This is a genomic window from Ruegeria sp. CDSC042, assembly GCF_059610745.1.
On the sequence record NZ_JBXWOF010000002.1, the window covers coordinates 99,802 to 122,739 of the forward strand.

Sequence of the window (22,938 nt, forward strand, 5' to 3'; positions counted from 1 at the left end):
TGCTTGTAGCATAAGGATGGGTACGTAATCGTTCAAACCCAGATGAATAACGGCGAGTCAGCGGATTTCCAACCCCGGCGTCGCGGACCGTTCAAGACAGCCCCGAGGTAATATTATGCCCTATCGCGCACCAGTTGCAGATTACGAATTTCTGTTCCGCCATGCGGTTGATTTTGATCGTATCGCAGCAACCGACAAGTTCGCGGAAGCAAGCGAAGACGTCGTCAGCGCCATCCTGACCGAGGCTGGAAAACTCTGCGAAGAAGTCATGGCGCCGCTTCAGCGGAACGGAGACCTAGAGCCCGCGCGTCTGGAAAACGGCGTGTTGCGTACCTCGCCAGGATTTAGCGACGGTTGGAACGCTATTGCCGAGGGGGGCTGGATCGGCATGAGCGCTGATCCCGAATATGGCGGTATGGGGCTGCCGATGACCTTGACCACTGCCGTCAACGAGATGATGTCTGCGGCCTGCCTGTCACTGCAACTGGCGCCGCTCATGACGCAGGGCCAGATCGAAGCACTGGAGCACCACGCAAGTGATGAGCTGAAGAACCTGTACCTGCCCAAAATGATCGCTGGTGAATGGTCGGGCACGATGAACCTGACCGAGCCTCAGGCCGGATCGGATGTGGGTGCGCTGACGTCGAAGGCAGAATCGAATGGAGATGGCACCTATTCGGTGTCTGGTCAGAAGATCTTCATTTCCTGGGGTGACAACGATTTTGCTGAAAACGTGTGCCATCTGGTGTTGGCACGCCTGCCCGATGCTGTTCCCGGAACCAAGGGAATATCGCTGTTTCTGGTGCCCAAATACCTGCCGGACGAGAATGGCAATCCGGGTGTGGCAAATGACCTGAAAGTGGTTTCGCTCGAGCACAAGATGGGTCTGCATGGTTCGCCAACTTGCGTGATGCAGTATGATGGCGCCAAAGGTTGGCTTGTGGGTAAGGAACATGGCGGAATGGCTGCGATGTTCACCATGATGAACAACGCGCGACTGGGCGTCGGCGGACAGGGTATCGGTGCCGCCGAAGGCGCCTATCAGCAGGCCCTAGAATATGCGCTTGAGCGGAAGCAAGGCAAGACACCTTCGGGCACAATCCTCGATCACGCCGATGTACGCCGGATGCTGATGAGTATGCGTGCGGATACTTTTGCTGCGCGTGCGATCATGCTTGCAAACGCAGCCGCGATCGATATGGCCAATGCAACAGGCGACGCGGACTGGGTTTCGCGCGCGGCCTTGTTGACGCCGATAAACAAGGCCTTCGGTACCGAAACCGGTATGCGGGTTTCGGAAGAAGGCGTGCAGGTCCATGGCGGTATGGGCTTTATCGAGGAGACCGGCGCGGCACAGTTCTATCGCGACGTCCGTGTGACCGCGATTTACGAGGGCACCAACGGCATTCAGGCCATGGACCTTGTCGCACGCAAGATGATGGATGGCGGCGAAGCGGCGTCCCGTTTGCTGGACGAAATCGAGGATCACGCCGAACGTGCGCGTGGGTCGATGCCGGAACTGGCGGGTCCTGTCTGGGAGGCCACGGAAAGCCTGCGTGAAACGACCGAGTGGCTGATATCGCAGTCCGACATGAACACGCGATTTGCTGGCGCCGTGCCCTATCTGAAGGCATTCGCCCGCGTTCTGGGCGGTCACTATCACCTCAAGGCGGCCCTTGCCGAGCCAAACGGCACCCGTTTCAAGCTGGCACGCTTTTATATCAATGCGTTGTTGCCTGAGTTTTCGGGGCTTTTGGTTCAGGCGCAGAACGGTGCAGATGACGTCTTTGCTCTCAGCGCCGAGGAAATGGTAGCTGCCTGATGGACGGTGATACACATTTGACGATCCGCTATCCTTGGCCCGAGGCTCCGGCCCTGGGCGAGGCCGTTGAAATTGCCGAAGGCGTGCTTTGGATGCGGTTGCCGCTGCCTATGGCGCTGGATCACGTCAATATCTATGCGCTGGATGATGGCGACGGATGGACGGTGATCGACACTGGCATGTCCTCGAACAAGACGCGCCGTATTTGGGCGGACCTGATGGCGGGACCGCTGGGGGGCAAACCCGTGACGCGCGTGGTGGTGACCCATCACCATCCCGATCACGTTGGCAATGCCGGTTGGTTTCAATCTGAACACGGGGCCGAGCTGGTCACGTCGCGTACTGCATGGCTGTTTGCACGGATGCTGACGCTGGATGTGCAGGAAAACTGGCCGCAGGAAACGCTGGATTATTACCGAAGCGCCGGGATGGATGCCGATTTCCTTGCCAAAAGGATGACAGAACGGCCCTTCAATTTCTGCGACACGGTCTATCCGATGCCGCTGGGCTTTACCCGGATCAAACAGGGCAGTGTCATTCGTATGGGTGGGCGCGACTGGGATGTTCATATGGGCAATGGCCACGCTCCCGAACATGCAACTTTTTGGAGCCGTGACGATAATCTGGTGATCACGGGCGACCAGGTTCTCAGCTCGATCAGCCCCAATCTGGGCGTCTATGTTACCGAGCCCATGGCGGATCCAGTGGCGGAGTGGATGGAAGCCTGCGAGCGCCTGCAAGACCTGGCGCGCCCGGATCATCTGGCGCTGGGCGGGCATAAACTGCCCTTTACCGGCCTGCCGGTCAGGATGAGGCAGTTGATCGACAACCACCACAGCGCGCTGGACCGTCTGCAGAATTATCTGGATCAGCCCAAAACCGCTGCTGAATGCTTTGTGCCCTTGTTCAAACGCCAGATCGGTGAAGGAGAGTATGGGCTTGCTCTGGTCGAAGCAGTTGCACATCTGAACCATCTCCACCACATTGGTGCTGTTACCCGAACGCGGCGCGCGGACGGGGCGTGGGAGTTTCAGCGCAAAGGGTAGAAGGCATGGACAAGATCGAAACCTCAGCCGAGGCAGCGGAATCAGCAGCATTGCCCCGATGTTACGAGGTGCATGCCAACCCGGATACGAAATCCGGCGCCAAGGATCTGCCCGGCCAGTTGCAAAAGCCCGTAGCCACCAAAAGCTCGGCGCAATGGGCCTATGAACGGTTGATCCTGTATATCCAGAATTTCGAGAATACGCTGGATGCGGATCATGAGGTCGCCATGGGATTTACTGGCGGCGATGCCGGGGTAATGCGGATCGAAGGAATGGGCTATTTCGACCCTGATATCATCACTTTTTACGGCGCAGATGGGTCCGGGGCGCGAACCCAACTCGTGCAGCATGTCAGCCAGTTGAATGTGATGCTGCGAGCGCTGCCCAAGTCGGTCGAGGATAAGCCCGCCAATCGCATCGGATTCCGGCTGGCGGCTGATCTCGAAGAAAACTGATAGCCTGACTTGCAATTCACGTCTGCGCAGCCTTGAATGAATCAATCATTTGGGGGGCGCAACGTGGCCACTTTCTCTGCCGTTACAAAAGCATACAAGGGCGCGTGGGCACGCCGCCGGGTCTTTGTGCCGATCTATGTCGCCGTGCGCCTGTTGCTGATTGCGCTGATTGCGCCGGGCGTGGCGATTGCGGTGAACCTAGCAGTTTCGCTCTCCAGCCAGACCGCCCTGACGGATCAGGATATTGCCGCGTTCATCCTGTCACCGCTGGGGTTTGCGGTCGCAATCGCAATGCTCAGCCTGTTCCTGCTGGCCGAGGTCTTTGTCTTCTCGGTCATGGCCGGGTCGCTGAGGATGGGTGAAAGCGATCCGTGGCGCGCGGGGAGCGCGGCGATCAAGTTGATCCTGTCGCGCCTGCCTGCGCTGTTTGGATTTGCTGCACGCCTGGTTCTGCGGATCATCCTGTTGATCCTGCCTTTCGCCGCTATCGCTGCTCTGATCGCCTGGTGGACGCTGACCGAGTATGACATCAACTATTACCTGACCTTCCATCCGCCGTCTTTCTGGATCGCCGTTGCGCTGATCGGAGCTGTGGTGCTGGTCATGGCATGGGTGCTGATCCGCAAGCTGTCCGCATGGGCGCTGGGACTGCATCTGGTTCTGTTCGAAAACCTGCCACCGGCTGATGCTTTCCAGGTCAGCGCGGATCGGATGGAGGGCAAGCGCGGGCGGCTCAAGATCGCACTGGTGTTTTGGCTGGGGCTGAGGGCAGTTCTTGCCGCGCTGATCGCTTGGGGCGCGGGATCATTATTCGCGTTGGTGCCCCTGCAGGGGGCAGAGCATCTGCGGCTGGCGCTTGTCTACAGCCTCCTGGTCGCCGGGCTCTGGTCGTTGGCCGGGCTGGTTTTGGCAGCCACCGCGCTGGGAGCACTGGCGGTTTTGCTGGACGGTTTTTTCGAGATCCGGACCTCTGAACCACCACATCCCGCGCCAGGCAATCTGCGCATTGGTCTGCTGAGTGCTGTTGGCATTGCGGCGGTGGCGGTATTGGTCGGGCTCTGGTTCGGTCAATCCCTGCTGGAACGCGTTCAGGCCCCTGACAGGGCCGAGGTGATCGGCCACCGTGGTGCCGCTGCGTTACGGCCGGAAAACACCATGGCCTCGGTTCTGAAGGCGATTGAGGACGGGGCGGACTGGGTTGAAATCGACGTGCAGGAAACGGCGGATGATGAGATAATCGTCGCCCATGATAGCGATTTCATGAAGCTGGCCGGGGTGAACCTGAAGGTCTGGGATGCCACGATGGAAGACGTGGCCGAGATCGATATCGGCAGTTGGTTTGGCCCGGAATACGCAGATGAACGCACGCCAACACTGCGCGACGTACTGGCTGCGGCCAAAGGCAGGGCCAAGGTGATCATCGAGTTGAAATATTACGGTCATGACGTCGATCTGGAAAACCGCGTTGCGGCCTTGGTCGAGGAATTCGGCATGGAGGATGACATCGCCACCATGTCGTTGAAATATCCAACTGTGCAAAAGATGAAGGCACTGCGCCCTGAATGGCGAGCGGGGGTTTTGGCGGCAACCGCTGTGGGCGATCTGTCGGGTCTCGAAGGGGATTTTGTGGCTGTCAACGCCGCCATGGCCACGCCGGGGCTGGTACGTTCGGTGCAGGCCGCGGGCAAGGATATCTATGTCTGGACGGTGAATGACCCGTTGCAAATGTCGGCCATGGCCTCGATGAGGGTGGATGGGCTGATCACGGACCGACCGGCAATGGCCAAAGAAGTCTTGCGTATCCGCGCTGAAATGGGGCCGGCAGAACGTCTGATGCTGTGGCTGGCAACGGTGCTCGGCATGGCCGTTGATACCGATGCGATGCGCGATGAAAGCCCGTAATCTGGCCGTTTCTCTGGCGCTGATCGCGGCGCCAGTCGGGGCGCAGGACTTTATGCGCAGTCTTGAGATGCCCGCCCATCGCGCGCTGATCGCACAGCGGAGCGCTGCGGAATTGACACCGTTTGAAACGGATGGCTGCTCGGGCGGGTTGTCAGCCAGCTGGCGCTTTGTGGCCGACACATTTCCCAGCTTTCAAGCCCTGTTCGAGGCGCATCCCCCATGGGAGAGTTGCTGTGTCAGCCATGATCGGGCCTATCACCACGCGGGCGGAGGCCTGCGCCCCGAAGACAGTTATGACGCGCGCCTGTCAGCCGATGACAGCCTGAGAGCCTGCGTGCGGCAACACGGGGATGAGAACGCCGAAATTTACGCCGAACGCTATGACATGACTTCGGATCAGATACGATCCGCCCATGCCATAACCGCCGAGGCCATGTATGGCGCGGTGCGATTGGGCGGGGCGCCTTGTTCGGGCCTGCCCTGGCGGTGGGGGTTCGGATATCGCGGGTGTTCGGTCTTTAACTCCGTGTCACCTGCGCCCGAATGACGTGGTGACAGGCCCGGGATTTTCGATTATCCAACGTATCAAACACGCGAATTAGGATTCTGAAAATCATGGCTGAACATAAGCACGGCGAAATGGACATCACCGTTCAAACCAAAACCTTCAACGGTTTCGTAAAAGCGACCACATGGTGCGTGGTGGCGATTGCTTTCCTTTGCCTGTTTCTGGCGGTTTTCGCCGCTTAATCCCGGGCGAGGCTGACCGCCGTGATCAGATTTGTGATTGCCTGCCTGCTAGCAGCAACAGTGGCTGGCTGTGCCGGTTCGCAGCGTCCGCAGGCCGATCAGACCGAAGTTGTGGCCCGTTCCTATCGTGATCCGGGACCATCAACACTGACGCTCTATACCATGATCAGCACCCGGACCGGTTCGGGGGCGCATACCTCGCTGATGATAAGCGGCAGCGAGAGGGTGATCTTTGACCCCGCAGGCTCGTTTCGCGCCGATGTAGTGCCGATCCGAAACGATGTTCTGTATGGCATCACGCCGAATGTCGAACGCGCTTATCGCAGCAGCCACGCGCGCGAAACGCATTATGCGCGTATCCAGACGATTCAGGTGACCCCACAGCAGGCCGAAATTGCCCTGCAACTGGCCAAGCAGATGGGCCCTGTATCCGAAGCGTTTTGCGCCAACTCAACCTCGCAGCTATTGCAGCAGGTGCCGGGTTTCGAGCAGATCAATACGACCTTCTACCCGGTCAAGCTGTCCGATCAGTTCGGTGAACTCCCCGGCGTCGTGACCACCGAATACCGCGAGAATGACGATGCTGACCTGCAGGCCGGTTTGGCCTCGAACAATGCGCGCCTGAACCAGTTGGAAGCGGCCTCAACCCAATAGGTACAGCAAGCCATAGAGCGTGCCCGCCCCGGCAAAGATGGCAATGACCACGTTTTTTGTGATGACACCAACCGCCAAAGCAACCGCTGCTGCGGCCATGCGCGGCACGTCGGGCTGACCACCCGTCGCGGTTGGCCAGACCACCAGCGGCGCAATCAGGGCCGGGACGATGGCAACGGCGGTATAGCGCAGGTGGCGTAACAACCAGGGTGGCATCGGGCGGTCTCCGACGATACCGATAAAGGTAAAGCGTAGTGCAAAGCTGCCAATCGCCAAGCCAACGATAATGCTCCACATGGTCACCGGATCAATCTGTGTCATGACCTATTCCGCTCTAACATCAATTCGGCCTGCGCCCCTGCGATCATCCCGGCGGTCCCGGCGATCAGCAGGCCAAGGTTGAACGGCACGCCTACGGTCAACAGAGCAACGGTTATGGCGACTAAGGCGGCGATGACATGGGCAAGCGTCCTCATCATCGGCCCGATCATTGCCAGGAATGTGATCGGAAGTGCAAAATCCAGCGCCCAGCTTTCTGGAATCTGTGCGCCCAAAACTGCGCCCAGATAAGTTGCCAAAATCCAAAGCGGCGTGATCGGCGTGACCGAGCCAAAGAAATAGGCCATGCGCTGCGGCACGGTCATATCGGGCTTTTTTTCGAACTGTACAATGGAGCAGGCATAGGACTGATCGACCGTCAGATAGGCGGCGCAGGCCCGTTGCCACAGGGGGGCCGCCCCAAGATAAGGCGTCAGTGAGGCCGAATACATTGCCACGCGTAGGTTAACCGCCAGGGCCGATGCCAGAACGATCAGGCTGGGTGTGTTGTCCTGCAACAGCTGCAGGGCGGTGAACTGGGCCGCCCCGGCAAAGACAGCCGCCGAAAAGGCGATTGTCTGGATAATATCCAGCCCAGCCTCGGTCGCAAATACGCCGAAAAGGGTGCCGAACGGAATTGCCACAAAGATAAACGGCGCTCCATCACGAAAACCCTTCCAGAAGTATGACTTGGATGTGGTGTAAGCCATGGCAAATTCCTATGGTATCGCCAACAGCAGTAGCGATCTTGGGAAAGGGTTGCAATTGGCCACGAAACGGGATGCCACCGACTACATCATCGCCCCTGATCCTGGCGCGGTCCGCCTGACCCGTGCGGTCGAAGGCATCGACCAGAATGGCGCGGTCAGCCGGATCTCGGTTGTCGAGGAACGCCCCCTGACGATTTTCCTCAACGCGCAGGAAATCGTGACTGCAATGACAATCGGCGATTACCCTGAATATCTGGCGCTGGGGTTCCTGCGCAATCAGGGGATGCTGTTAGCCGATGATGACATTACCGGCGTGGATTACGATGACGATCTGGAAACCGTGGTGGTGCGCACCGCGCGCGAAACCTCATATGAGGACAAGCTGAAGAAAAAGACCCGAACCAGCGGCTGCGCGGTCGGTACTGTGTTTGGTGACATGATGGAAGGGCTGGAGGACGTGCGCCTGCCGCAGGTTCAGGTCCGCACCTCATGGCTGTATGATCTGGCAGCCAAAATCAACCGAACCCCTTCATTGTATCTTGAGGCTGGTGCAATTCACGGCACGGTCCTGTGTCGGGAAAACCGGCCGTTGGTCTATATGGAGGACGTGGGCCGCCACAACGCGGTCGACAAGATTGCAGGCTGGATGCTGTCCGAAAGTGTAGGGGCCGAAGATAAGATCCTCTACACCACAGGTCGTTTGACCTCGGAAATGGTGATCAAGACCGCGATGATGGGCATCCCGGTGCTGGCGTCACGGTCAGGCTTCACCGCCTGGGGTGTCGAAATCGCGCGTGAGGTTGGCCTGACCCTGATCGGCCGCATGCGGGGGCAGCGGTTCGTGTGTCTTGCGGGCGAGGACCGGTTGGTGCGCGACGTCGACCCGTCAACAGTGGCGGTCGAAGATAAAAAGCATAGACGGAAAAGTGCGGAATGATTTTGGAAGTCTTTGGTTTATTTATTTTATTCGTCGCGACATTGGGCTTGCTGCCATTGATGGTCTATGTGTTCTGGCTCCTTGAGCGGTCGAAACGCACGATCATTGAGGGTATGGCGCAATTGGACGTCAACCTGCGTAACCGTCTGGGGTGGGCGCCAGAGGAATATATCAGCATTTGGAACATCGCCGCCCCCTTTCGGCTTGGTTGGCAGGCATGGGGGGAGTTGTCTCAAAAACAAGCACTCGTGCTTCAGCGGGTTTTGATGCACGGTCTGCCTGAGTTTGCCGGGATACCAGATGAGGTCAGAAAGGCGGTGCGCACGTATCGGTGCTGTTTTGGTCTTATCTTTGCTGTTGGAGCCGTCTTAGTGTTTTTGCCAGCCCACTATAGCCTGAGTCACAAGGCGGCCGAATTGACGGGGTGGCCTGCAATTATTTGGTTTACAGCATTCGGATTGGCCGTCTGTCCATTGCTTTTCCTGCCCACCCAGAAATTCAGGAAATGGCCCGCGCTTGAGGAGATCAAATGACCCGCCCTCTCGGCATCATCCTCGCAGGAGGCCTTGCCACTCGGATGGGTGGTGGCGACAAAGGCTTGCTGACAGTCGGTGGGCAGAGCCTGCTGTCTCATGTCATTGACCGGTTTGGCCCGCAGGTGGTCGGTCTGGCGCTGAATGCCAATGGTGATCCTGAACGGTTCGCCGACCTCAACCTGCCGGTTCTTCCCGACACGATTGAAGGTTTCGCCGGGCCTCTGGCGGGTGTGCTGGCGGGGCTCGATTGGGCAGCAGAACAGGGGGCCGACAGTATCGTCACCGCCGCTGCCGACACGCCGTTTTTTCCGCGCGATCTTGCGGCGCGCCTAACGGATGCTGCTCAAGGGCAAACCCATCCGCTGGTGCTGGCGACTACGCCTCGAACCGGGGATGAAGCACTGAAATCCGGCGGCGGCAAACGGGTCAACCGGCATCCGACATTTGGCCTCTGGCCTGTCGCGTTGCGAGATGATTTGCGGGACGCCTTGAATGACGGGCTGCGCAAGGTTGTGCTGTGGACCGATAAACATGATGGGCGTGAGGCGTTGTTTCCGGCGGAGCCGTTTGACCCCTTCTTCAATGTCAACACGCCCGACGATCTGGCGCGGGCGCAAAAGCTGCTGGAGCAGGCATGAAGGTCTATGGCGTCACCGGCTGGAAAAACGCGGGCAAGACCGGCCTGATGGAGCGTTTGGTGGCCGAGATCACCGCGCGTGGCTTTTCGGTTTCGACCGTCAAACATGCCCATCACGCCGTCGATGTCGACCAGCCCGGCACGGACAGTTTCCGCCATCGAGAAGCCGGTGCGTCCGAGGTGCTGTTGGCGTCCGGCAAGCGCATTGCGATGATGCAGGAACTGCGCGGCGCACCCGAGCCGCCTCTCTCTGATCTGCTGGCACGCTTGGCTCCGGTTGATCTTGTGCTGATCGAGGGGTTCAAACGCGAAGCCCACCCCAAGGTCGAGGCGTATCGGGTGGCCGCTGGAAATCCGTTGATTGCGGCCGAGAACGAAACTGTGCGCGCGGTTGCCAGTGACACAGAGCTGAACTTCGACCGTCCGGTTTTTGATCTGGACGACACCGCAGCCATCGCAGGGTTCATTCTGCAAGAGGTAGGATTATGAGCAAACCGGACATTGCCCCACCGCCCTTGCGCAACGATTGTTTTGCCTTGCCTGCGGGCGTGAGCTGGACGCCGGTTGACGAAGCGTTGGCCCTGCTGCGCGACCGCCTTTCGGTCGTGATGGGGGCTGAAACCGTTCCGTTGGCACAAGCCGCAGGTCGGATTTTGGCCGCCGATGTATATGCCCAACGTTCGAACCCGCCGCAGGCAAATACGGCGGTAGATGGCTATGGCTTTGCCGGTCCGGTTCCGGATGGGCCGCAGGTGATGCCGCTGCAAGACGGGCGTGCTGCGGCTGGTGTTCCCTTTGATGGTCAGCTTGCGCCCGGCCACGCCATACGGATTCTGACTGGTGCGGCCCTGCCCGATGGGGTGGACACCGTTATTCTGGAAGAGGACGTGACATTTCAGGACGGGCATATCGCCTTTCGCGGCCCCCTGAAACAGGGTGCCAATACCCGCAATGCGGGCGAAGATGTGGTTGGAGGTGATCTGGCTTTGCCCGCTGGACGCCGGTTGACACCTGCCGATCTGGCCCTTCTCTCCGCGACGGGTGCTGGTGATCTGCTGGTTCGCAAAGCTCTGCGGGTAGCCGTCCTGTCAACGGGGGATGAGCTAGTCGAGGCCGGCGAGGTTGCTGAGCCAGGGCAAATCTACGATGCCAATCGCCCAATGTTGCTGGCTCTGATCCAGCGGATGGGATTCCAGCCACTGGATATGGGCCGCGTTGCCGATGATCGTGAAACCCTGCGCGAGCGGCTGAACGAAGCTGCGAAAGAGGCGGATGTTGTTCTGACTAGCGGCGGCGCGTCGGCAGGGGACGAAGACCATGTCTCCGCGCTGTTGCGGCAGGCCGGAGCGATGCAGGAATGGCGTATTGCCCTGAAACCGGGGCGACCTCTGGCTTTGGGGATTTGGGACGGAGTGCCGGTTTTCGGACTGCCCGGCAATCCAGTAGCGGCATTGGTCTGCACCCTAATCTTTGCCCGCCCGGCGCTGGGCCTGATGGCTGGCGAGGGCTGGCAGGACCCGCAGGGGTTCGATCTGCCAGCCGCCTTTGATAAGCGCAAGAAACCCGGGCGGCGGGAATATCTGCGGGCCCGTATCCGAGACGGAAAAGCCGAAGTTTTCAACTCGGAAGGGTCCGGGCGGATCAGCGGGCTAAGCTGGGCCGAAGGGCTGGTCGAGATCGAAGACGGCGCGCGCCACATCCAACCGGGTGATCTTGTCCGGTTCATCCCCTATGGAAGTTTCGGAATCTAGTCGAAGGTTCCAGCCACACGCCCCAGCAACATGAAGGCCCGCGCGGTTCTTGTATCACCCAAAGCGGTCAGCTCTGCATCGCTGGCACGGGGTTCAAACTCGATGATCATGTGATCGAACCGGCGCAGAAAGTGATGGGCGGCGTCCCGGAAAATGGGATCCTGCTTCATCCGGGCCGAAGTCAGCGCCAGCGAGGAGCGGTCGCGAATGCCGCCCAAGGCCGCGACAGCCCGTCCGCGCCCACCCTGCGCAAATTGTCGCCAGATCTCGGGGCGGGCCATGTCAGGGCGCAGGTCATCCATATAGATGCCCTCTTGGCTGAGCAGGGTCAGCACGTCCTGAGAGGCCTGTACAAGCTTGGCTGTCTTGCGGTCCTTGAGCGCCAGCCGTAGGGCATCAAAGCCTTCGGTATCTTCCTGTGTTTCCGGAAAATTCAGCGCACGGATAAAGATGTCGGTGCCAAGCGGGGGCACGATATCCCCAGCTTGTGTACCCAGTTCCAGCGAAGTCTGATCGCCGTTCCCCACGGCTGTCGGTTGCTGTGCGGGTTCCCTGCGCTTGGTTGAAAACGTGGCCAGCGCGCTTTCGGCTTTCTTGGCCGTTTCCGCGATCTGATCCAGCTTTTTGGATACGGCTGGCTCATAGGTGCTGGAAGATCGCTGTTGCTGAGCGATATATGCGTTTCGGATGGCGTCAATCGAGGTTTGTAGTCGTGCGCTTTCCTCGCGCATGATCCGGCTGGCGCGCATGGCCATTGCCGCGACCCAGATCATCGCTACCGGCATGAAGACCGCCAGCAAGGTCACGACAAAGCCTCCGCCGTCGACCTCGTCGGGCAGCACCAGAAAAACAACCGAGACGATCAGCCAGATCACGCTGAGGGCGACGGCTGCAATTTCGATCTCGGTTATCGAAGGCTTGGTTGGCCTATCATATATGCCCAGTGAGGTTGGCCGATTGGCTTCCTGCTCTGGCGTGGGCTCGGACATTGGGAACGCTCCGGGGCTCAGGCGTAAGTGATACTCAGGACTTCATAAGAACGTACACCGCCAGGTGTGCGTACTTCGACACTGTCGCCTTCGTCCTTTCCAATCAGGGCGCGGGCAATAGGGGATTTGATGTTCAGCAGGCCGGCTTCGATATTGGCCTCATATTCCCCTACAATCTGCCAGGTCTTTTCCTCGTCAGTGTCTTCGTCAACAAGCGTGACCTTGGCGCCAAATTTGATAGCACCGGACAGTTTGGCAGGGTCGATCACATCGGTCAGTGAAAGGATGCCTTCCAACTCTTTGATGCGGCCTTCGATAAAACCCTGCTTTTCCCGGGCCGAATGATATTCGGCGTTTTCTTTCAGGTCACCCAGTTCCCTGGCCGAGGCGATGGCTTCGATAATAGCTGGCCGCTCGACGGATTTTAGGTTCTTGAGTTCGGCCTGAAGCGCAGCATTGCCCGCAGGCGTCATGGGAATTTTTTCCATATTCTTGTCGTCCACGCTGAAATTGTAACGCCCCGCCGCATGGAACCAGCGTCGGGGCGATTTGATGGGTTGGCAAATACCTGACCCAAATGATGCGTGAAATGCAAGAGGTCAAAGAAGACAGCAAGCTGGATTTGCGACTTAACGCCGTTGAATTGGGCGCCGTGGGCACCTGTTACGCTGTCCAAACAGCTGACCGCGCTGCCATTTCCAGGTGGTTGAGGCCATCCAGAGTGTTTCAAGCATATTGCACCACCTCAAACTCGATGCCGTTCTCATCATCGAAATAGAACCGCCTGCCGGGCTCGTAATCTGCATGCGACTTGGGGGTGAAACCTGCTTTGATCACCTTGTCTTCGGTTGCGTCGATGTCTTCGACCAGAACGCCGACATGATTCAGCCCCCCGATGATGTCATAGCTGCTTTCACCCGAGGGTTTGGGATCGCTGGGTGCATAAAGCGCCAGGTAGGTATGTGCGCTACCGACATGCACGGTATAGCCACCCGCGATTGCAGGGCCTTCCCAGCGGGTTTTCCAACCGAAGACGTCCTGCATCCATTTGGCTGAAGCCTGCGGGTCGCGGACGGTGAAATTGGTGTGTTCAAGTGTCGCCATCATGGGATCTCCTATTCAATTTGAGGCTTGTCCCGACTCACCGTAATTTCTAAACCTAACTTTAGGTCAAGGATTTTTTTGAGGGCGAGATGGCGATTTCAGAGGGGCTGGCAATAGGCGCTTTGGCCCAGCGCACCGGGCTGGCGGTTTCAGCGATCCGATATTACGAGGCGCAGGGTCTGATTGCCCCCTGGCGCAATGCGGGTGGGCAGCGGCGATATCAGCGCGCCGACATAAGACGGTTGAGTTTTGTGATGATAGCGCAGCAATTCGGACTAACCTTGCCCGAAATCCGAGAAGTCCTGTCCGGCTTGCCCGGAAATCGTACACCAACGCCGCAGGATTGGAAAAACATCAGCAAGGATCTGCGGTCGCATCTGGATCAGCGAATCGATACGTTGATGCGCCTACGTGACAATCTGGACGGATGCATTGGCTGTGGGTGCCTTAGTTTGCCCAAATGTGCTCTTTACAATCCTGATGACCGTGCCAAATCCAAGGGAAGTGGCCCCAGATACCTGATGGGTGACACTCCGGACACGTGATCTGCCGCATAGCGGCATAGTTACGCCGTGTTTCGATTGACCTGTGGCTTTCCCAGCATGTAATCAGCCGTGAAACAAAATTGCGCCGACCGTGCGTTAGATGCGCCAATTCGGAAAGTTAGCGAAGGAGCCCGCAATGGCCGAGATTGAACGCGAAGCGATGGAATATGACGTGGTGATCGTGGGCGCCGGCCCCGCGGGACTGTCGGCGGCCATCCGTCTGAAACAGCTGGATGCCGATCTGAACGTCGTCGTTCTGGAAAAGGGCTCGGAGGTGGGTGCGCATATCTTGTCAGGTGCGGTGCTGGACCCGTGCGGCCTGGATGCGCTGATACCGGACTGGAAGGAAAAAGGTGCGCCGCTGAACACGCCGGTCACCGAAGATAACTTCTATATGCTGGGTGAGGCCGGAAAAATCCGCATTCCGAACTTCCCGATGCCGCCGCTGATGAACAACCACGGCAACTATATCGTGTCGATGGGCAATGTCTGCCGCTGGATGGCCGAACAGGCCGAAGAGCTGGGCGTGGAAATCTTCCCCGGCATGGCCTGTTCCGAGCTGGTCTATGGCGACAATGGCGAAGTCAAAGGCGTTGTTGCCGGTGTCTTCGGCCTTGAGGCCGATGGCTCCTACGGCCCGAACACCGAGCCGGGCATGGAGCTGCACGGCAAATATGTCTTCTTGTCCGAAGGTGTGCGCGGGTCGCTGTCCAAGGAAGTGATCGCGAAATACGATCTGCAAGCCGGAAAAGAAGTCCAGAAATACGGCGTCGGCATGAAAGAGATCTGGGAGATCGACCCGGCCAAGCACAAGGAAGGCACCGTCACCCATACGATGGGCTGGCCCCTGGGCAGCAACGCGGGAGGCGGATCGTTCATCTATCACCTGGAAAACAATCAGGTCTATGTCGGGTTTGTGGTTCACCTGAATTACAAGAACCCGCACCTGTACCCCTATATGGAATTCCAGCGCTTTAAGCATCATCCGATGGTGGCCGAGCTGCTGAAAGGCGGCAAGCGCGTGGCTTATGGCGCTCGTGCGATTACTGAGGGTGGATATCAATCGATGCCCAAGCTGGTCGCGCCAGGCGTGGCGCTGCTGGGCTGTTCGGCGGGCATGGTCAATGTGCCGCGCATCAAGGGCAACCACAACGCGATGCTGTCCGGCAAAGCTGCGGCCGAGGCGGCATTTGATGCCATCAAAGCCGAGCGTTCGGGCGATGAATTGACTGTCTATGAAGCAGATGTTCGCGAAGGTGCCATCGGAAAAGACCTCAAGAAAGTGCGCAACGTCAAACCGATGTGGTCAAAGTGGGGTCTGATGCCCTCGCTGGCGCTGGGCGGTTTGGACATGTGGACAAACACTCTGGGCTTTTCGCTGTTTGGCACTCTGGGCCACGGCAAGAACGACGCGGAATCGACTGAAGAAGCCAGTAAACATAAACCAATCGACTATCCAAAGCCGGATGGCACGTTGTCCTTCGACCGCCTGACCAACGTCTCGTTCGCGATGACGAACCACGAGGAAAGTCAGCCTTGCCATCTAAAACTGTCGGACCCGGCGATTCCGGTCAGTGTCAATCTGCCCGAATTCGACGAACCGGCGCAGCGCTATTGCCCGGCGGGCGTGTATGAGATGGTCGAGGATGAAAATGGTCCGCGATTCGTGATCAACTTTCAGAATTGCGTTCACTGCAAGACCTGCGACATCAAAGATCCCAGCCAGAATATCACCTGGACCACGCCACAGGGAGGGGATGGTCCGAACTATCCCAATATGTAAGCGAAAAATGGGCAATGGCGGCGTCGTGAAGGCTCTGCCATTGCCTCTTTCTGGTCAAAGCCCTAGCTTATTGCGCAACCGACAATCGCAAGGCAGGAATTTGGTGACTTTTCTCATTCGTCGCACAGCGCTAGCTGTGCTGTTTACCACGTCATTCGCCATTCCGGCTTATGCCGACACTGGGTTCGGTGCGTATCTTGCCGGGCGTCAGGCGATTTTTCAGGACGACTATACGGCGGCTGAGAAATACTTTGCGCAAGCATTGCGCGCAGATCCTCAAAACGACCGGTTGCTGGAGAATGTCGTCGTTGCGCGCTTGTCGCTGGGCGAGGTTAAGCGCGCTTTGCCGATTGCCCAAACCATCGAAGAGTTGGGCCTGCCCAACCAGCCCGCGAAAATGGCGATTGCCGCTAATCTGGTGGCTGAAGGCAAGCTGGATGAACTGCTGGCCCGCGACCCCGAAACGCAAGGCGTCGGGCCGCTGGTTGACGGGTTAATATTGGGCTGGGCCCATATGGGCCAGGGCGCGATGACCAGCGCGCTGGAGCAGTTTGACCAAGTTGCAGCGCAGGAAGGTCTGCGCGAGTTCGCGCTTTACCACAAAGCTTTGGCACTGGCCTCAGTCGGAGACTTTGAAAGCGCCGAGGCAGTCTTTGCGGCCGATAACGGTGTTGTGGCGCGATTTACCCGCCGCGCAGCGCTGGCACGGACCGAGGTTCTGTCGCAGCTGGACCGCAATGAGGATGCGCTGCAGTTTCTGGATGACGTGTTCGAGTCGGGCTCTGATCCCTCGATTGAAGGGTACGAAGCGCGTCTGAGCGCTGGCGAAACGCTGCCCTTTACTCATGTCCGCACATCGCAGGACGGTATCGCAGAAGTGTTCTTTTCCGTGGGAGCCGCGCTCAGCAGTGAGGCGGCTGAGAATTACGTCCTGCTTTATGCGCAGGTCGCAGCTTTTCTGCGCCCGGATCACGTGGACGCAATCTTGTTGAGTGCCGAACTTTTGGACGAGTTGGAGCAATACGATCTTGCCGTCGAGGCCTATCGCAAAGTGCCCGCGAGCAGCAGTGACTATCACGCTGCTGAACTGGGCCGGGCCGAGGTGCTTGTCACGGCAGGCAAAACCGATGCGGCGGAAGAAGTCTTGCAGACCCTTGCGACGCAGAGACCGGATCTGCCAAGTGTTCACGTGGCGCTGGCTGATTTGCAAAGACGTGAAGAAAACTATGCTGCGGCTGTCGAAACCTATAGCACAGCGATTGAATTGATTGATGCTGATGGTGGCGGTAACTGGTTCCTGCACTACGCCCGTGGTATCTCGTACGAGCGACTAAAGCAGTGGGACAATGCTGAGGCCGATTTCCGCCGTGCGCTAGAACTTAACCCCGACCAACCGCAGGTCCTGAATTATCTGGGTTATTCGCTTGTAGAACGGCGCGAAAATCTGGACGAAGCGCTTGGCATGATCGAACGCGCCGTCGCCGCGCGCCCTGGTAGCGGCTATATCGTCGACAGCTTGGGATGGGTTCTGTTTCGACTGGGCCGCTATGAAGAGGCGGTCGAGCATATGGAGCGTGCCGTCGAGCTGATGCCGGTAGACCCAGTGGTGAATGATCACCTGGGTGACGTTTACTGGGCCGTGGGCCGCGCACGCGAAGCCGAGTTCCAGTGGAAGCGGGCATTGTCTTTCATTGACCTCGAAGACGCTGATGGTGAGGCCGACCCCGAGCGTATTCGTCGCAAGATCGAGGTCGGGCTGGACGGGGTTCTGATCGAAGAAGGTGCCGCGCCGCTGAAGGTCGCCAATGAAGGCTAAGGCTTTCGCGCCCGCCAAGATCAACCTTACCTTGCACGTCACCGGCCAGCGCGTGGACGGCTATCACCTGTTGGATTCGCTCGTGGTGTTTGCCGATCTGGGCGATACGCTGCATTTCACCGCAGGTGAGGCGCTGTCGATCTCTGTCACTGGCGAACATGCGGCGGGTGTGCCAAGCGATAGTTGCAATCTGGTGTGGAAAGCCGCCGAGGCTGCAGGCTGGACTGGACATATTGACCTGAACAAAGTGCTGCCGCATGGGGGCGGGATCGGCGGCGGTTCTTCCGATGCCGCCGCAACTTTGCGGATGATCGAGGGCCAGGGTGGGCACGTCCCGCCAGAAACAGCACTGCGCCTGGGTGCGGATGTCCCTGTCTGCTTGGCAGCCAGATCAAGCCGTATGCGCGGGATCGGAGAGTGTCTGAACCCGGTCACCCTCCCACATCTACCAGCCTTGCTGGTCAACCCGGGTGTAGAGGTTCCAACGCCTGCGATATTCGCGGCTTTGGAATGCAGGGAAAACCCGCCCATGGCAGAGGATATCCCGGTATTTGAGGGGCCTCAGGATTGTGCCGAATGGCTGGGGAAACAGCGAAACGACCTGGAAGGTCCAACCACTTCTCTGGCTCCCGACGTCGCGCAGGTGCTGGACGCGCTGAGCGATACAAAAGCGGCGTTGTTGGCGCGCATGTCGGGGTCAGGATCGACCTGTTTCGCGCTGTATCCGACGATGAAAGCCGCCCATTTCGCCGCCTATGAGATTGGAGCAGCCCATCCCGACTGGTGGTGCCGTGCGGTTCAGCTTAACTAAGGCGCGAGACGACGAAATCGGCGAGGTCACTCAGCAGGGTACGGATCTCATGATCGGGTAGGATGGTCAGCGACGCCTTGGCCTTATTGGCCCAGCCAAGCGCATCTTTGCGCGTCGCAGCAAGCGTGCCGTATTTACCCATGAGACCAAGAGCGGTTTCGAGATCACCGCTTTCCTGACGACCCTTACCGATGGTGCGCTGCCAGAAGGCGCGTTCTTCGGGGGTGGCCTGCGCCACCGCCTTGATCACTGGCAGCGTCAGCTTACGCTCGCGAAAGTCGTCGCCGACATTCTTGCCGGTCGCTTTGCTGTCACCCTGATAATCCAGCAGGTCATCAGCGATCTGGAAGGCAATCCCCAGCGCATCGCCATAATCGAAGAGCGCCTTGACCTGGGCCTCTGACGCTTGGGCGATGACCCCGCCCACCTCGGTTGCGGCTGAGAACAAGGCTGCGGTCTTGCCGCGCACAACCTGAAGATAGATGGCCTCATCCGTGCCCAGATCGGTTGCAGCAGTCATCTGTAGCACTTCGCCCTCGGCGATTGTTGCAGACGCATTGGCAAGGATGTCCAGAACCCTAAGAGACCCGGTCTCGACCATAAGCTGGAAGCTGCGTGAGAACAGGTAATCCCCAACCAGAACGCTGGATTTGTTGTCCCAAAGCAGATTCGCTGTTGGCCGTCCGCGCCTTTGTGCGCTTTCGTCAACAACATCGTCATGCAACAGGGTCGCGGTGTGGATGAACTCAACCGTTGCCGCCAGACGCAAATGATGGTCCCCGGCATAGTCGAACAGCCGCGCCGCGGCCAGTGTCAGCATCGGACGCAGGCGCTTGCCGCCCGCTTCGACCAAATGTGCGGTGACTTCGGGAATGCGAGGCGCGTGTTCTGAGGCCATGCGCGTGCGTATCAGGTCATTGACCGCGTCCATTTCACCCGAAAGAATCTCGGCCAGCCGCTCATGCGGTTTTGAGACTGTGCTGATGTTCATCACACTCCTGATACAAGGCTCGACTTCCGCCTCACCTTGCCCTTACATCCATCCCCATGAAAGAACTTTTGCGCAGCACTGATCCGACGATCCTGGCCTTTGCATCCGCCCTACTTCAGGGCGAGGATATAGACTGCTTTCAGATGGACGTAAATATGAGCATCCTAGAAGGCGGCATCGGTATTTTCCCGCGTCGCCTTATGGTGCGGGCAGATGATTTGATCCGCGCTGAACGGGTGATGCGCGACAACGAGATCCCGCTGGGCCGATGACGCAATTCACTGACCCAGAGCTAAGTTTGAACGACTTTCTGAATGGGCGCGTTCGGCTTTGGCAGCCCCTGTCCGGCTATCGCGCCGGGGTCGATCCTGTCTTGCTGGCGGCAGCGGTACCGGCCAAGGCTGGGCAATCCGTGCTGGAGCTGGGATGTGGCGCTGGTGCCGCCATCTTGTGCCTGATGGCGCGCGTGCCGGGATTGAACGCCACGGGTGTTGAGCTGCAATCGCCCTATGCCGATCTGGCCACCCGCAACGCGGATCAGAATGCGCAGGCGCTGACAGTGGTGCAGGCCGATCTGAGCAAACTGCCCGCTGAACTGAAACAACAGCAGTTCGATCATGTGATTGCGAATCCGCCCTATTACTTGGCCGGTGCCCACAGCCCTGCGGCGGACTCGGGTCGCGGAATTGCCTTGGGCGAGGATACACCGTTGCGCGATTGGTTCGATTGTGCGGCAAAGCGCCTTGCACCGCGGGGCTATCTGCACATGATCCAAAAGGCCGATCGGTTGCCAGACATGCTGTCAGCCTGTGCGGGGCGGCTTGGCTCAGTCGAGGTTCTGCCTCTGGCCGCGCGGGCTGGTCGGAAGGCTGAATTGATGATCCTTAGGGCCAGAAAAGGCGGTCGGACTGCGTTTCAACTGCATGCCCCGCTGATTTTGCACAAGGGTGTGCGCCACGAAAAAGACGGCGAAAGCTATACCTCTCAGATATCGTCCGTTTTGCGCGACGCTGCTGCGCTGAACGGGTTTTCGGATCAATAGGCGCCAACCAGCCGAATTTGTCAGATTTATTATAGAATCTGTGCGTCTGCAGCGTGACAGGCTGGAAACGATGTGCTCAACTTCCTACTTTATTCAGAGACACCAATGAAGGAGTATCGCCATGAGCGTGAGCGCACATCTGACGGAACTGAAGAAGAAGCACGAAACTCTCGGTCTCGAAGTAGAACAAGCCCAGCGCGCGCCAGGCATCGACGATCTCCATATCGCTCAACTCAAGAAACAGAAGCTAAGGCTTAAGGAAGAGATAGAGCGACTTTCCAGTTAACTTTTAAGGCTGGCGCGCGCGGCTATGGCCGCGCCGCCGGTGACCAGGATGGCTGCGATTGCCAGACCCCAGGATGGGGCTGCGATCCCGGCAACCACCAAAACGACGGTAGACAACAGGGGCGCTGCATAAGACGCGGTGCCAAGAATCTGAATGTCGCCTTGTTTGACCCCGATGTCCCAGACATAGAACGCCAGACCAACAGGCCCCAGCCCAAGTGCCGCGATCGAAGCCCAGCCAAAGGCCGTGCCCGGCCAAACGGTTTCTTCGATGGCTAGATGCAGACCACCCGAGGCGATGGCGGTAAAGATGCAGAACACAGCGACAGAGCTTGTGGGGGTATCCCCAAGACGACGGGACATAACGGAATAGCCCGACCATGTCAGAGCGCACAGCAGCGCCAGCCCGTAACCGGGTAGGTGGCTGGCCTGAAATCCTGCGCCACCACCCCCGGCGATGATCACAGCGGCCCCAGCAAAGCCCAGGCAGGCTCCGATCAGGTGCCCTGCACGCAGATGCTCGCCCGGTAGCAAACCTGAAAACAGCACAATCAACAGGGGCCAGAGATAGGCAATCAGCCCGGCCTCGGCTGCAGGGGCCATGCGCAGGGCCGAGAAGTAGAGTGTGTGATAGCCAAACAACCCGATGGTGCCAAACAGATAGGTGGTCCAACGCACGGTCCGCAACTGCCCCAGCCCGCCATTGGCCCAGGCCCAGACTAGCCCCAGCGTACCCCCGATCGAGAAGCAGATCGTATTCAGCAACAGCGCAGGAACGGGGGCTGAGCCGACGGTGAACAGGGCCAGAAGGGACCAGAGTAAAACGGCGACAAAACCGATAGTAGTGGCGCGGTTTCGGGTCATGCGGCTGACAGGTCCTCGACTGGAATGATGTCGAACTCATCGGATATATGTGCGGTCTTTTCAATCTCGGCCAGAAACCAATCCCGAAACGCCGCAATCTGAGGGCGGTTCTCGGCCCCCGAGAGGCACAGGAAGCGAAAGCGCCCCTTTGTTTCGATGGCGGTCTTGAAAGGTGCGACCAGCGTGCCTTCGGTCAGATCTTTCAGGATCATGGCCCGGCGGCCAAGCGCGACGCCAACGCCCGCAACAGCCGCGTCAATTGCGTGATCGGCGTTCGAAAACTCGGCACCATGGGTCGGGGTATGTGCGATGCCCACGGCCCTGAACCAGGCGGGCCAATCACTGGGTGGGGTCAGAAAGCGGATCGAGGCGTCATGGATCAACGGTGCATCCCGCAGGCTTTCCGGCGTGGTGAACTGGCGGGCGAGCTCGGGCGTCATGACCGGCGTCAGCCATTCCCGGCGCACTGGCACGGAATACAGCCCCTTATCCGCACCTTCGCCAAATCGGATGGCCACATCCACATCATCCCGTTCAAGGTCGATGATGCGTAACGTGGCCGAGAATTTCAGATCTATTTCGGGATGTGCGCGGGCAAATTCGTACAGGCGGGGCGCCAGCCATTTGGCCGTCAGGGCAGGGCCCGCTGTGACGGTCAGGCTAGTGTCGTCACCCTGTCTGCTCACGGCGCGCCATGCGGCTTGTAACGTGGCAAATCCATCCGCGGCGCCCGGGGCCAGGGTGCGCCCAGCCTCTGTCAGCTCCACCGCGCGGTTCAGGCGGTGAAACAGAGGGCGGCCCAAATGCTCCTCAAGGGATTTGATCTGAAAGGACAGGGCCGCAGGCGTTACATGCAGCTCTGCCGCGGCTTTGGCAAAAGACATGTGCCGGGCGGCGGCATCAAAGGCACGCAAAGCGGTCAAGGGCGGCAGGTAGTCGCTCATAGTATAGAAATTCTTAACTGAATGTTCAAAAAAGCTCGTTTGCGGCTTTGCCAACTAGAGTTCATATTGCTCATAAGTCAAGGAAAACTGTTTTGAACTGAGAGGCTGCCATGATTGAGATGACAACAAATCCAGCTGCACAATCGGCGATTCTGCGCGCGCATGAGGCGCGGGGCAAAGCGGTTCTGAATGTGTTGAAGTGGATTTTCGGTTCCCGCTGATCGCAGCGCGCGCGGTCTTACGGGA

27 protein-coding genes are annotated in these 22,938 nt (G+C 58.8%); 19 read left to right on the top strand and 8 right to left on the bottom strand.

Annotation, left to right across the window (positions count from 1 at the left end; translation table 11 throughout):
* The first annotated feature begins 115 nt into the window (after positions 1–115).
* From AC2FHX_RS06160 to AC2FHX_RS06190, 7 genes are all read left to right on the top strand, one after another.
* Positions 116–1,822 carry an acyl-CoA dehydrogenase gene (locus AC2FHX_RS06160; protein WP_496700962.1) on the top strand — a complete coding sequence of 569 codons (1,707 nt, stop codon included), beginning with the start codon at positions 116–118 and terminating at the stop codon, positions 1,820–1,822.
* On the top strand, positions 1,822–2,868 hold the full coding sequence (locus tag AC2FHX_RS06165) for an MBL fold metallo-hydrolase (RefSeq protein WP_496700961.1): 1,047 nt from the start codon (positions 1,822–1,824) through the stop codon (positions 2,866–2,868). The genes AC2FHX_RS06160 and AC2FHX_RS06165 overlap by 1 nt, the downstream gene beginning before the upstream one ends.
* 5 nt (positions 2,869–2,873) lie before the next feature.
* Positions 2,874–3,323, top strand: a complete 450-nt coding sequence (locus AC2FHX_RS06170; RefSeq protein WP_496691825.1) for a DUF6173 family protein — start codon at positions 2,874–2,876, stop codon at positions 3,321–3,323.
* A gap of 63 nt (positions 3,324–3,386) precedes the next feature.
* Entirely contained in the window at positions 3,387–5,225 is a 1,839-nt protein-coding gene (locus AC2FHX_RS06175; protein WP_496730555.1) for a glycerophosphodiester phosphodiesterase family protein, read from the top strand.
* Positions 5,212–5,772, top strand: coding sequence for a hypothetical protein (locus AC2FHX_RS06180; protein WP_496700957.1), 561 nt, complete (start codon positions 5,212–5,214; stop codon positions 5,770–5,772). Before AC2FHX_RS06175 ends, AC2FHX_RS06180 begins: the two co-directional genes overlap by 14 nt.
* Before the next feature lie 68 nt (positions 5,773–5,840).
* A complete protein-coding gene (locus tag AC2FHX_RS06185; protein ID WP_142635378.1) occupies positions 5,841–5,975 on the top strand; it encodes an aa3-type cytochrome c oxidase subunit IV in 135 nt (44 codons plus the stop codon).
* A 21-nt stretch (positions 5,976–5,996) separates the two neighbouring features.
* Complete coding sequence (locus AC2FHX_RS06190; RefSeq protein ID WP_271948503.1) at positions 5,997–6,629, top strand: hypothetical protein; 633 nt, start codon at positions 5,997–5,999, stop codon at positions 6,627–6,629.
* Here the strand turns inward: AC2FHX_RS06190 and AC2FHX_RS06195 are convergent.
* Positions 6,618–6,950 (bottom strand): AzlD domain-containing protein, encoded by a 333-nt coding sequence (locus AC2FHX_RS06195; protein ID WP_496700955.1) that lies wholly within the window; start codon positions 6,948–6,950, stop codon positions 6,618–6,620. The two genes, AC2FHX_RS06190 and AC2FHX_RS06195, sit on opposite strands and share 12 nt — an antisense overlap.
* On the bottom strand, positions 6,947–7,657 hold the full coding sequence (locus AC2FHX_RS06200) for an AzlC family ABC transporter permease (protein WP_496700953.1): 711 nt from the start codon (positions 7,655–7,657) through the stop codon (positions 6,947–6,949). The genes AC2FHX_RS06195 and AC2FHX_RS06200 overlap by 4 nt, the downstream gene beginning before the upstream one ends.
* A 49-nt stretch (positions 7,658–7,706) precedes the next feature.
* Between AC2FHX_RS06200 and AC2FHX_RS06205 the strand changes: the two genes are divergently transcribed.
* From AC2FHX_RS06205 to AC2FHX_RS06225, 5 genes are read left to right on the top strand one after another with little or no spacing between them, the layout of a single operon-like run.
* Positions 7,707–8,594, top strand: coding sequence for a formate dehydrogenase accessory sulfurtransferase FdhD (locus AC2FHX_RS06205; protein WP_496701047.1), 888 nt, complete (start codon positions 7,707–7,709; stop codon positions 8,592–8,594).
* Entirely contained in the window at positions 8,591–9,127 is a 537-nt protein-coding gene (locus AC2FHX_RS06210) for a hypothetical protein (RefSeq protein ID WP_496700951.1), read from the top strand. Before AC2FHX_RS06205 ends, AC2FHX_RS06210 begins: the two co-directional genes overlap by 4 nt.
* Entirely contained in the window at positions 9,124–9,768 is a 645-nt protein-coding gene (mobA, locus tag AC2FHX_RS06215; RefSeq protein WP_496700949.1) for a molybdenum cofactor guanylyltransferase MobA, read from the top strand. Before AC2FHX_RS06210 ends, mobA begins: the two co-directional genes overlap by 4 nt.
* Complete coding sequence (mobB, locus tag AC2FHX_RS06220; protein ID WP_271948498.1) at positions 9,765–10,256, top strand: molybdopterin-guanine dinucleotide biosynthesis protein B; 492 nt, start codon at positions 9,765–9,767, stop codon at positions 10,254–10,256. Before mobA ends, mobB begins: the two co-directional genes overlap by 4 nt.
* Positions 10,253–11,518, top strand: a complete 1,266-nt coding sequence (locus AC2FHX_RS06225; protein WP_496700947.1) for a molybdenum cofactor synthesis domain-containing protein — start codon at positions 10,253–10,255, stop codon at positions 11,516–11,518. Before mobB ends, AC2FHX_RS06225 begins: the two co-directional genes overlap by 4 nt.
* Here AC2FHX_RS06225 and AC2FHX_RS06230 read toward each other — a convergent pair.
* The 3 genes from AC2FHX_RS06230 to AC2FHX_RS06240 form a co-directional block, all read right to left on the bottom strand.
* The gene (locus AC2FHX_RS06230) at positions 11,515–12,507 is read right to left on the bottom strand and encodes a hypothetical protein (protein WP_142635394.1); all 993 of its coding nucleotides are present in this window, start codon (positions 12,505–12,507) and stop codon (positions 11,515–11,517) included. The genes AC2FHX_RS06225 and AC2FHX_RS06230 overlap by 4 nt on opposite strands.
* Before the next feature lie 17 nt (positions 12,508–12,524).
* Entirely contained in the window at positions 12,525–12,995 is a 471-nt protein-coding gene (gene greA, locus AC2FHX_RS06235; protein ID WP_142635396.1) for a transcription elongation factor GreA, read from the bottom strand.
* Between the two features lie 238 nt (positions 12,996–13,233).
* The gene (locus AC2FHX_RS06240; protein ID WP_496700945.1) at positions 13,234–13,614 is read right to left on the bottom strand and encodes a VOC family protein; all 381 of its coding nucleotides are present in this window, start codon (positions 13,612–13,614) and stop codon (positions 13,234–13,236) included.
* An 86-nt stretch (positions 13,615–13,700) separates the two neighbouring features.
* Between AC2FHX_RS06240 and soxR the strand changes: the two genes are divergently transcribed.
* The 4 genes from soxR to AC2FHX_RS06260 all read left to right on the top strand — a co-directional run bounded on the left by soxR (position 13,701) and on the right by AC2FHX_RS06260 (position 18,566).
* Positions 13,701–14,156, top strand: a complete 456-nt coding sequence (soxR, locus tag AC2FHX_RS06245) for a redox-sensitive transcriptional activator SoxR (RefSeq protein WP_142635400.1) — start codon at positions 13,701–13,703, stop codon at positions 14,154–14,156.
* Positions 14,157–14,292: 136 nt separating this feature from the next.
* The gene (locus tag AC2FHX_RS06250) at positions 14,293–15,939 is read left to right on the top strand and encodes an electron transfer flavoprotein-ubiquinone oxidoreductase (RefSeq protein WP_271948491.1); all 1,647 of its coding nucleotides are present in this window, start codon (positions 14,293–14,295) and stop codon (positions 15,937–15,939) included.
* Positions 15,940–15,946: 7 nt separating this feature from the next.
* Positions 15,947–17,755 (top strand): tetratricopeptide repeat protein, encoded by a 1,809-nt coding sequence (locus AC2FHX_RS06255; protein ID WP_496700944.1) that lies wholly within the window; start codon positions 15,947–15,949, stop codon positions 17,753–17,755.
* Positions 17,745–18,566 carry a 4-(cytidine 5'-diphospho)-2-C-methyl-D-erythritol kinase gene (locus tag AC2FHX_RS06260; protein WP_496700942.1) on the top strand — a complete coding sequence of 274 codons (822 nt, stop codon included), beginning with the start codon at positions 17,745–17,747 and terminating at the stop codon, positions 18,564–18,566. The genes AC2FHX_RS06255 and AC2FHX_RS06260 overlap by 11 nt, the downstream gene beginning before the upstream one ends.
* On the opposite strand, the gene AC2FHX_RS06265 is transcribed toward AC2FHX_RS06260, so the two are convergent.
* Positions 18,559–19,557, bottom strand: coding sequence for a polyprenyl synthetase family protein (locus tag AC2FHX_RS06265; protein ID WP_496700940.1), 999 nt, complete (start codon positions 19,555–19,557; stop codon positions 18,559–18,561). The two genes, AC2FHX_RS06260 and AC2FHX_RS06265, sit on opposite strands and share 8 nt — an antisense overlap.
* A 56-nt stretch (positions 19,558–19,613) precedes the next feature.
* Between AC2FHX_RS06265 and AC2FHX_RS06270 the strand changes: the two genes are divergently transcribed.
* From AC2FHX_RS06270 to AC2FHX_RS06280, 3 genes are all read left to right on the top strand, one after another.
* Positions 19,614–19,829 carry a putative signal transducing protein gene (locus tag AC2FHX_RS06270; protein ID WP_496676622.1) on the top strand — a complete coding sequence of 72 codons (216 nt, stop codon included), beginning with the start codon at positions 19,614–19,616 and terminating at the stop codon, positions 19,827–19,829.
* Positions 19,826–20,599, top strand: a complete 774-nt coding sequence (locus tag AC2FHX_RS06275; RefSeq protein ID WP_496700938.1) for a tRNA1(Val) (adenine(37)-N6)-methyltransferase — start codon at positions 19,826–19,828, stop codon at positions 20,597–20,599. Before AC2FHX_RS06270 ends, AC2FHX_RS06275 begins: the two co-directional genes overlap by 4 nt.
* A gap of 121 nt (positions 20,600–20,720) precedes the next feature.
* Complete coding sequence (locus tag AC2FHX_RS06280) at positions 20,721–20,885, top strand: YdcH family protein (RefSeq protein ID WP_142635414.1); 165 nt, start codon at positions 20,721–20,723, stop codon at positions 20,883–20,885.
* Here AC2FHX_RS06280 and yddG read toward each other — a convergent pair.
* Both yddG and AC2FHX_RS06290 read right to left on the bottom strand, forming a co-directional pair.
* Positions 20,882–21,748 carry an aromatic amino acid exporter YddG gene (yddG, locus tag AC2FHX_RS06285; protein ID WP_496700936.1) on the bottom strand — a complete coding sequence of 289 codons (867 nt, stop codon included), beginning with the start codon at positions 21,746–21,748 and terminating at the stop codon, positions 20,882–20,884. The genes AC2FHX_RS06280 and yddG overlap by 4 nt on opposite strands.
* The gene (locus AC2FHX_RS06290) at positions 21,745–22,692 is read right to left on the bottom strand and encodes a transcriptional regulator GcvA (protein ID WP_142635418.1); all 948 of its coding nucleotides are present in this window, start codon (positions 22,690–22,692) and stop codon (positions 21,745–21,747) included. The genes yddG and AC2FHX_RS06290 overlap by 4 nt, the downstream gene beginning before the upstream one ends.
* Positions 22,693–22,938: the final 246 nt, after the last annotated feature.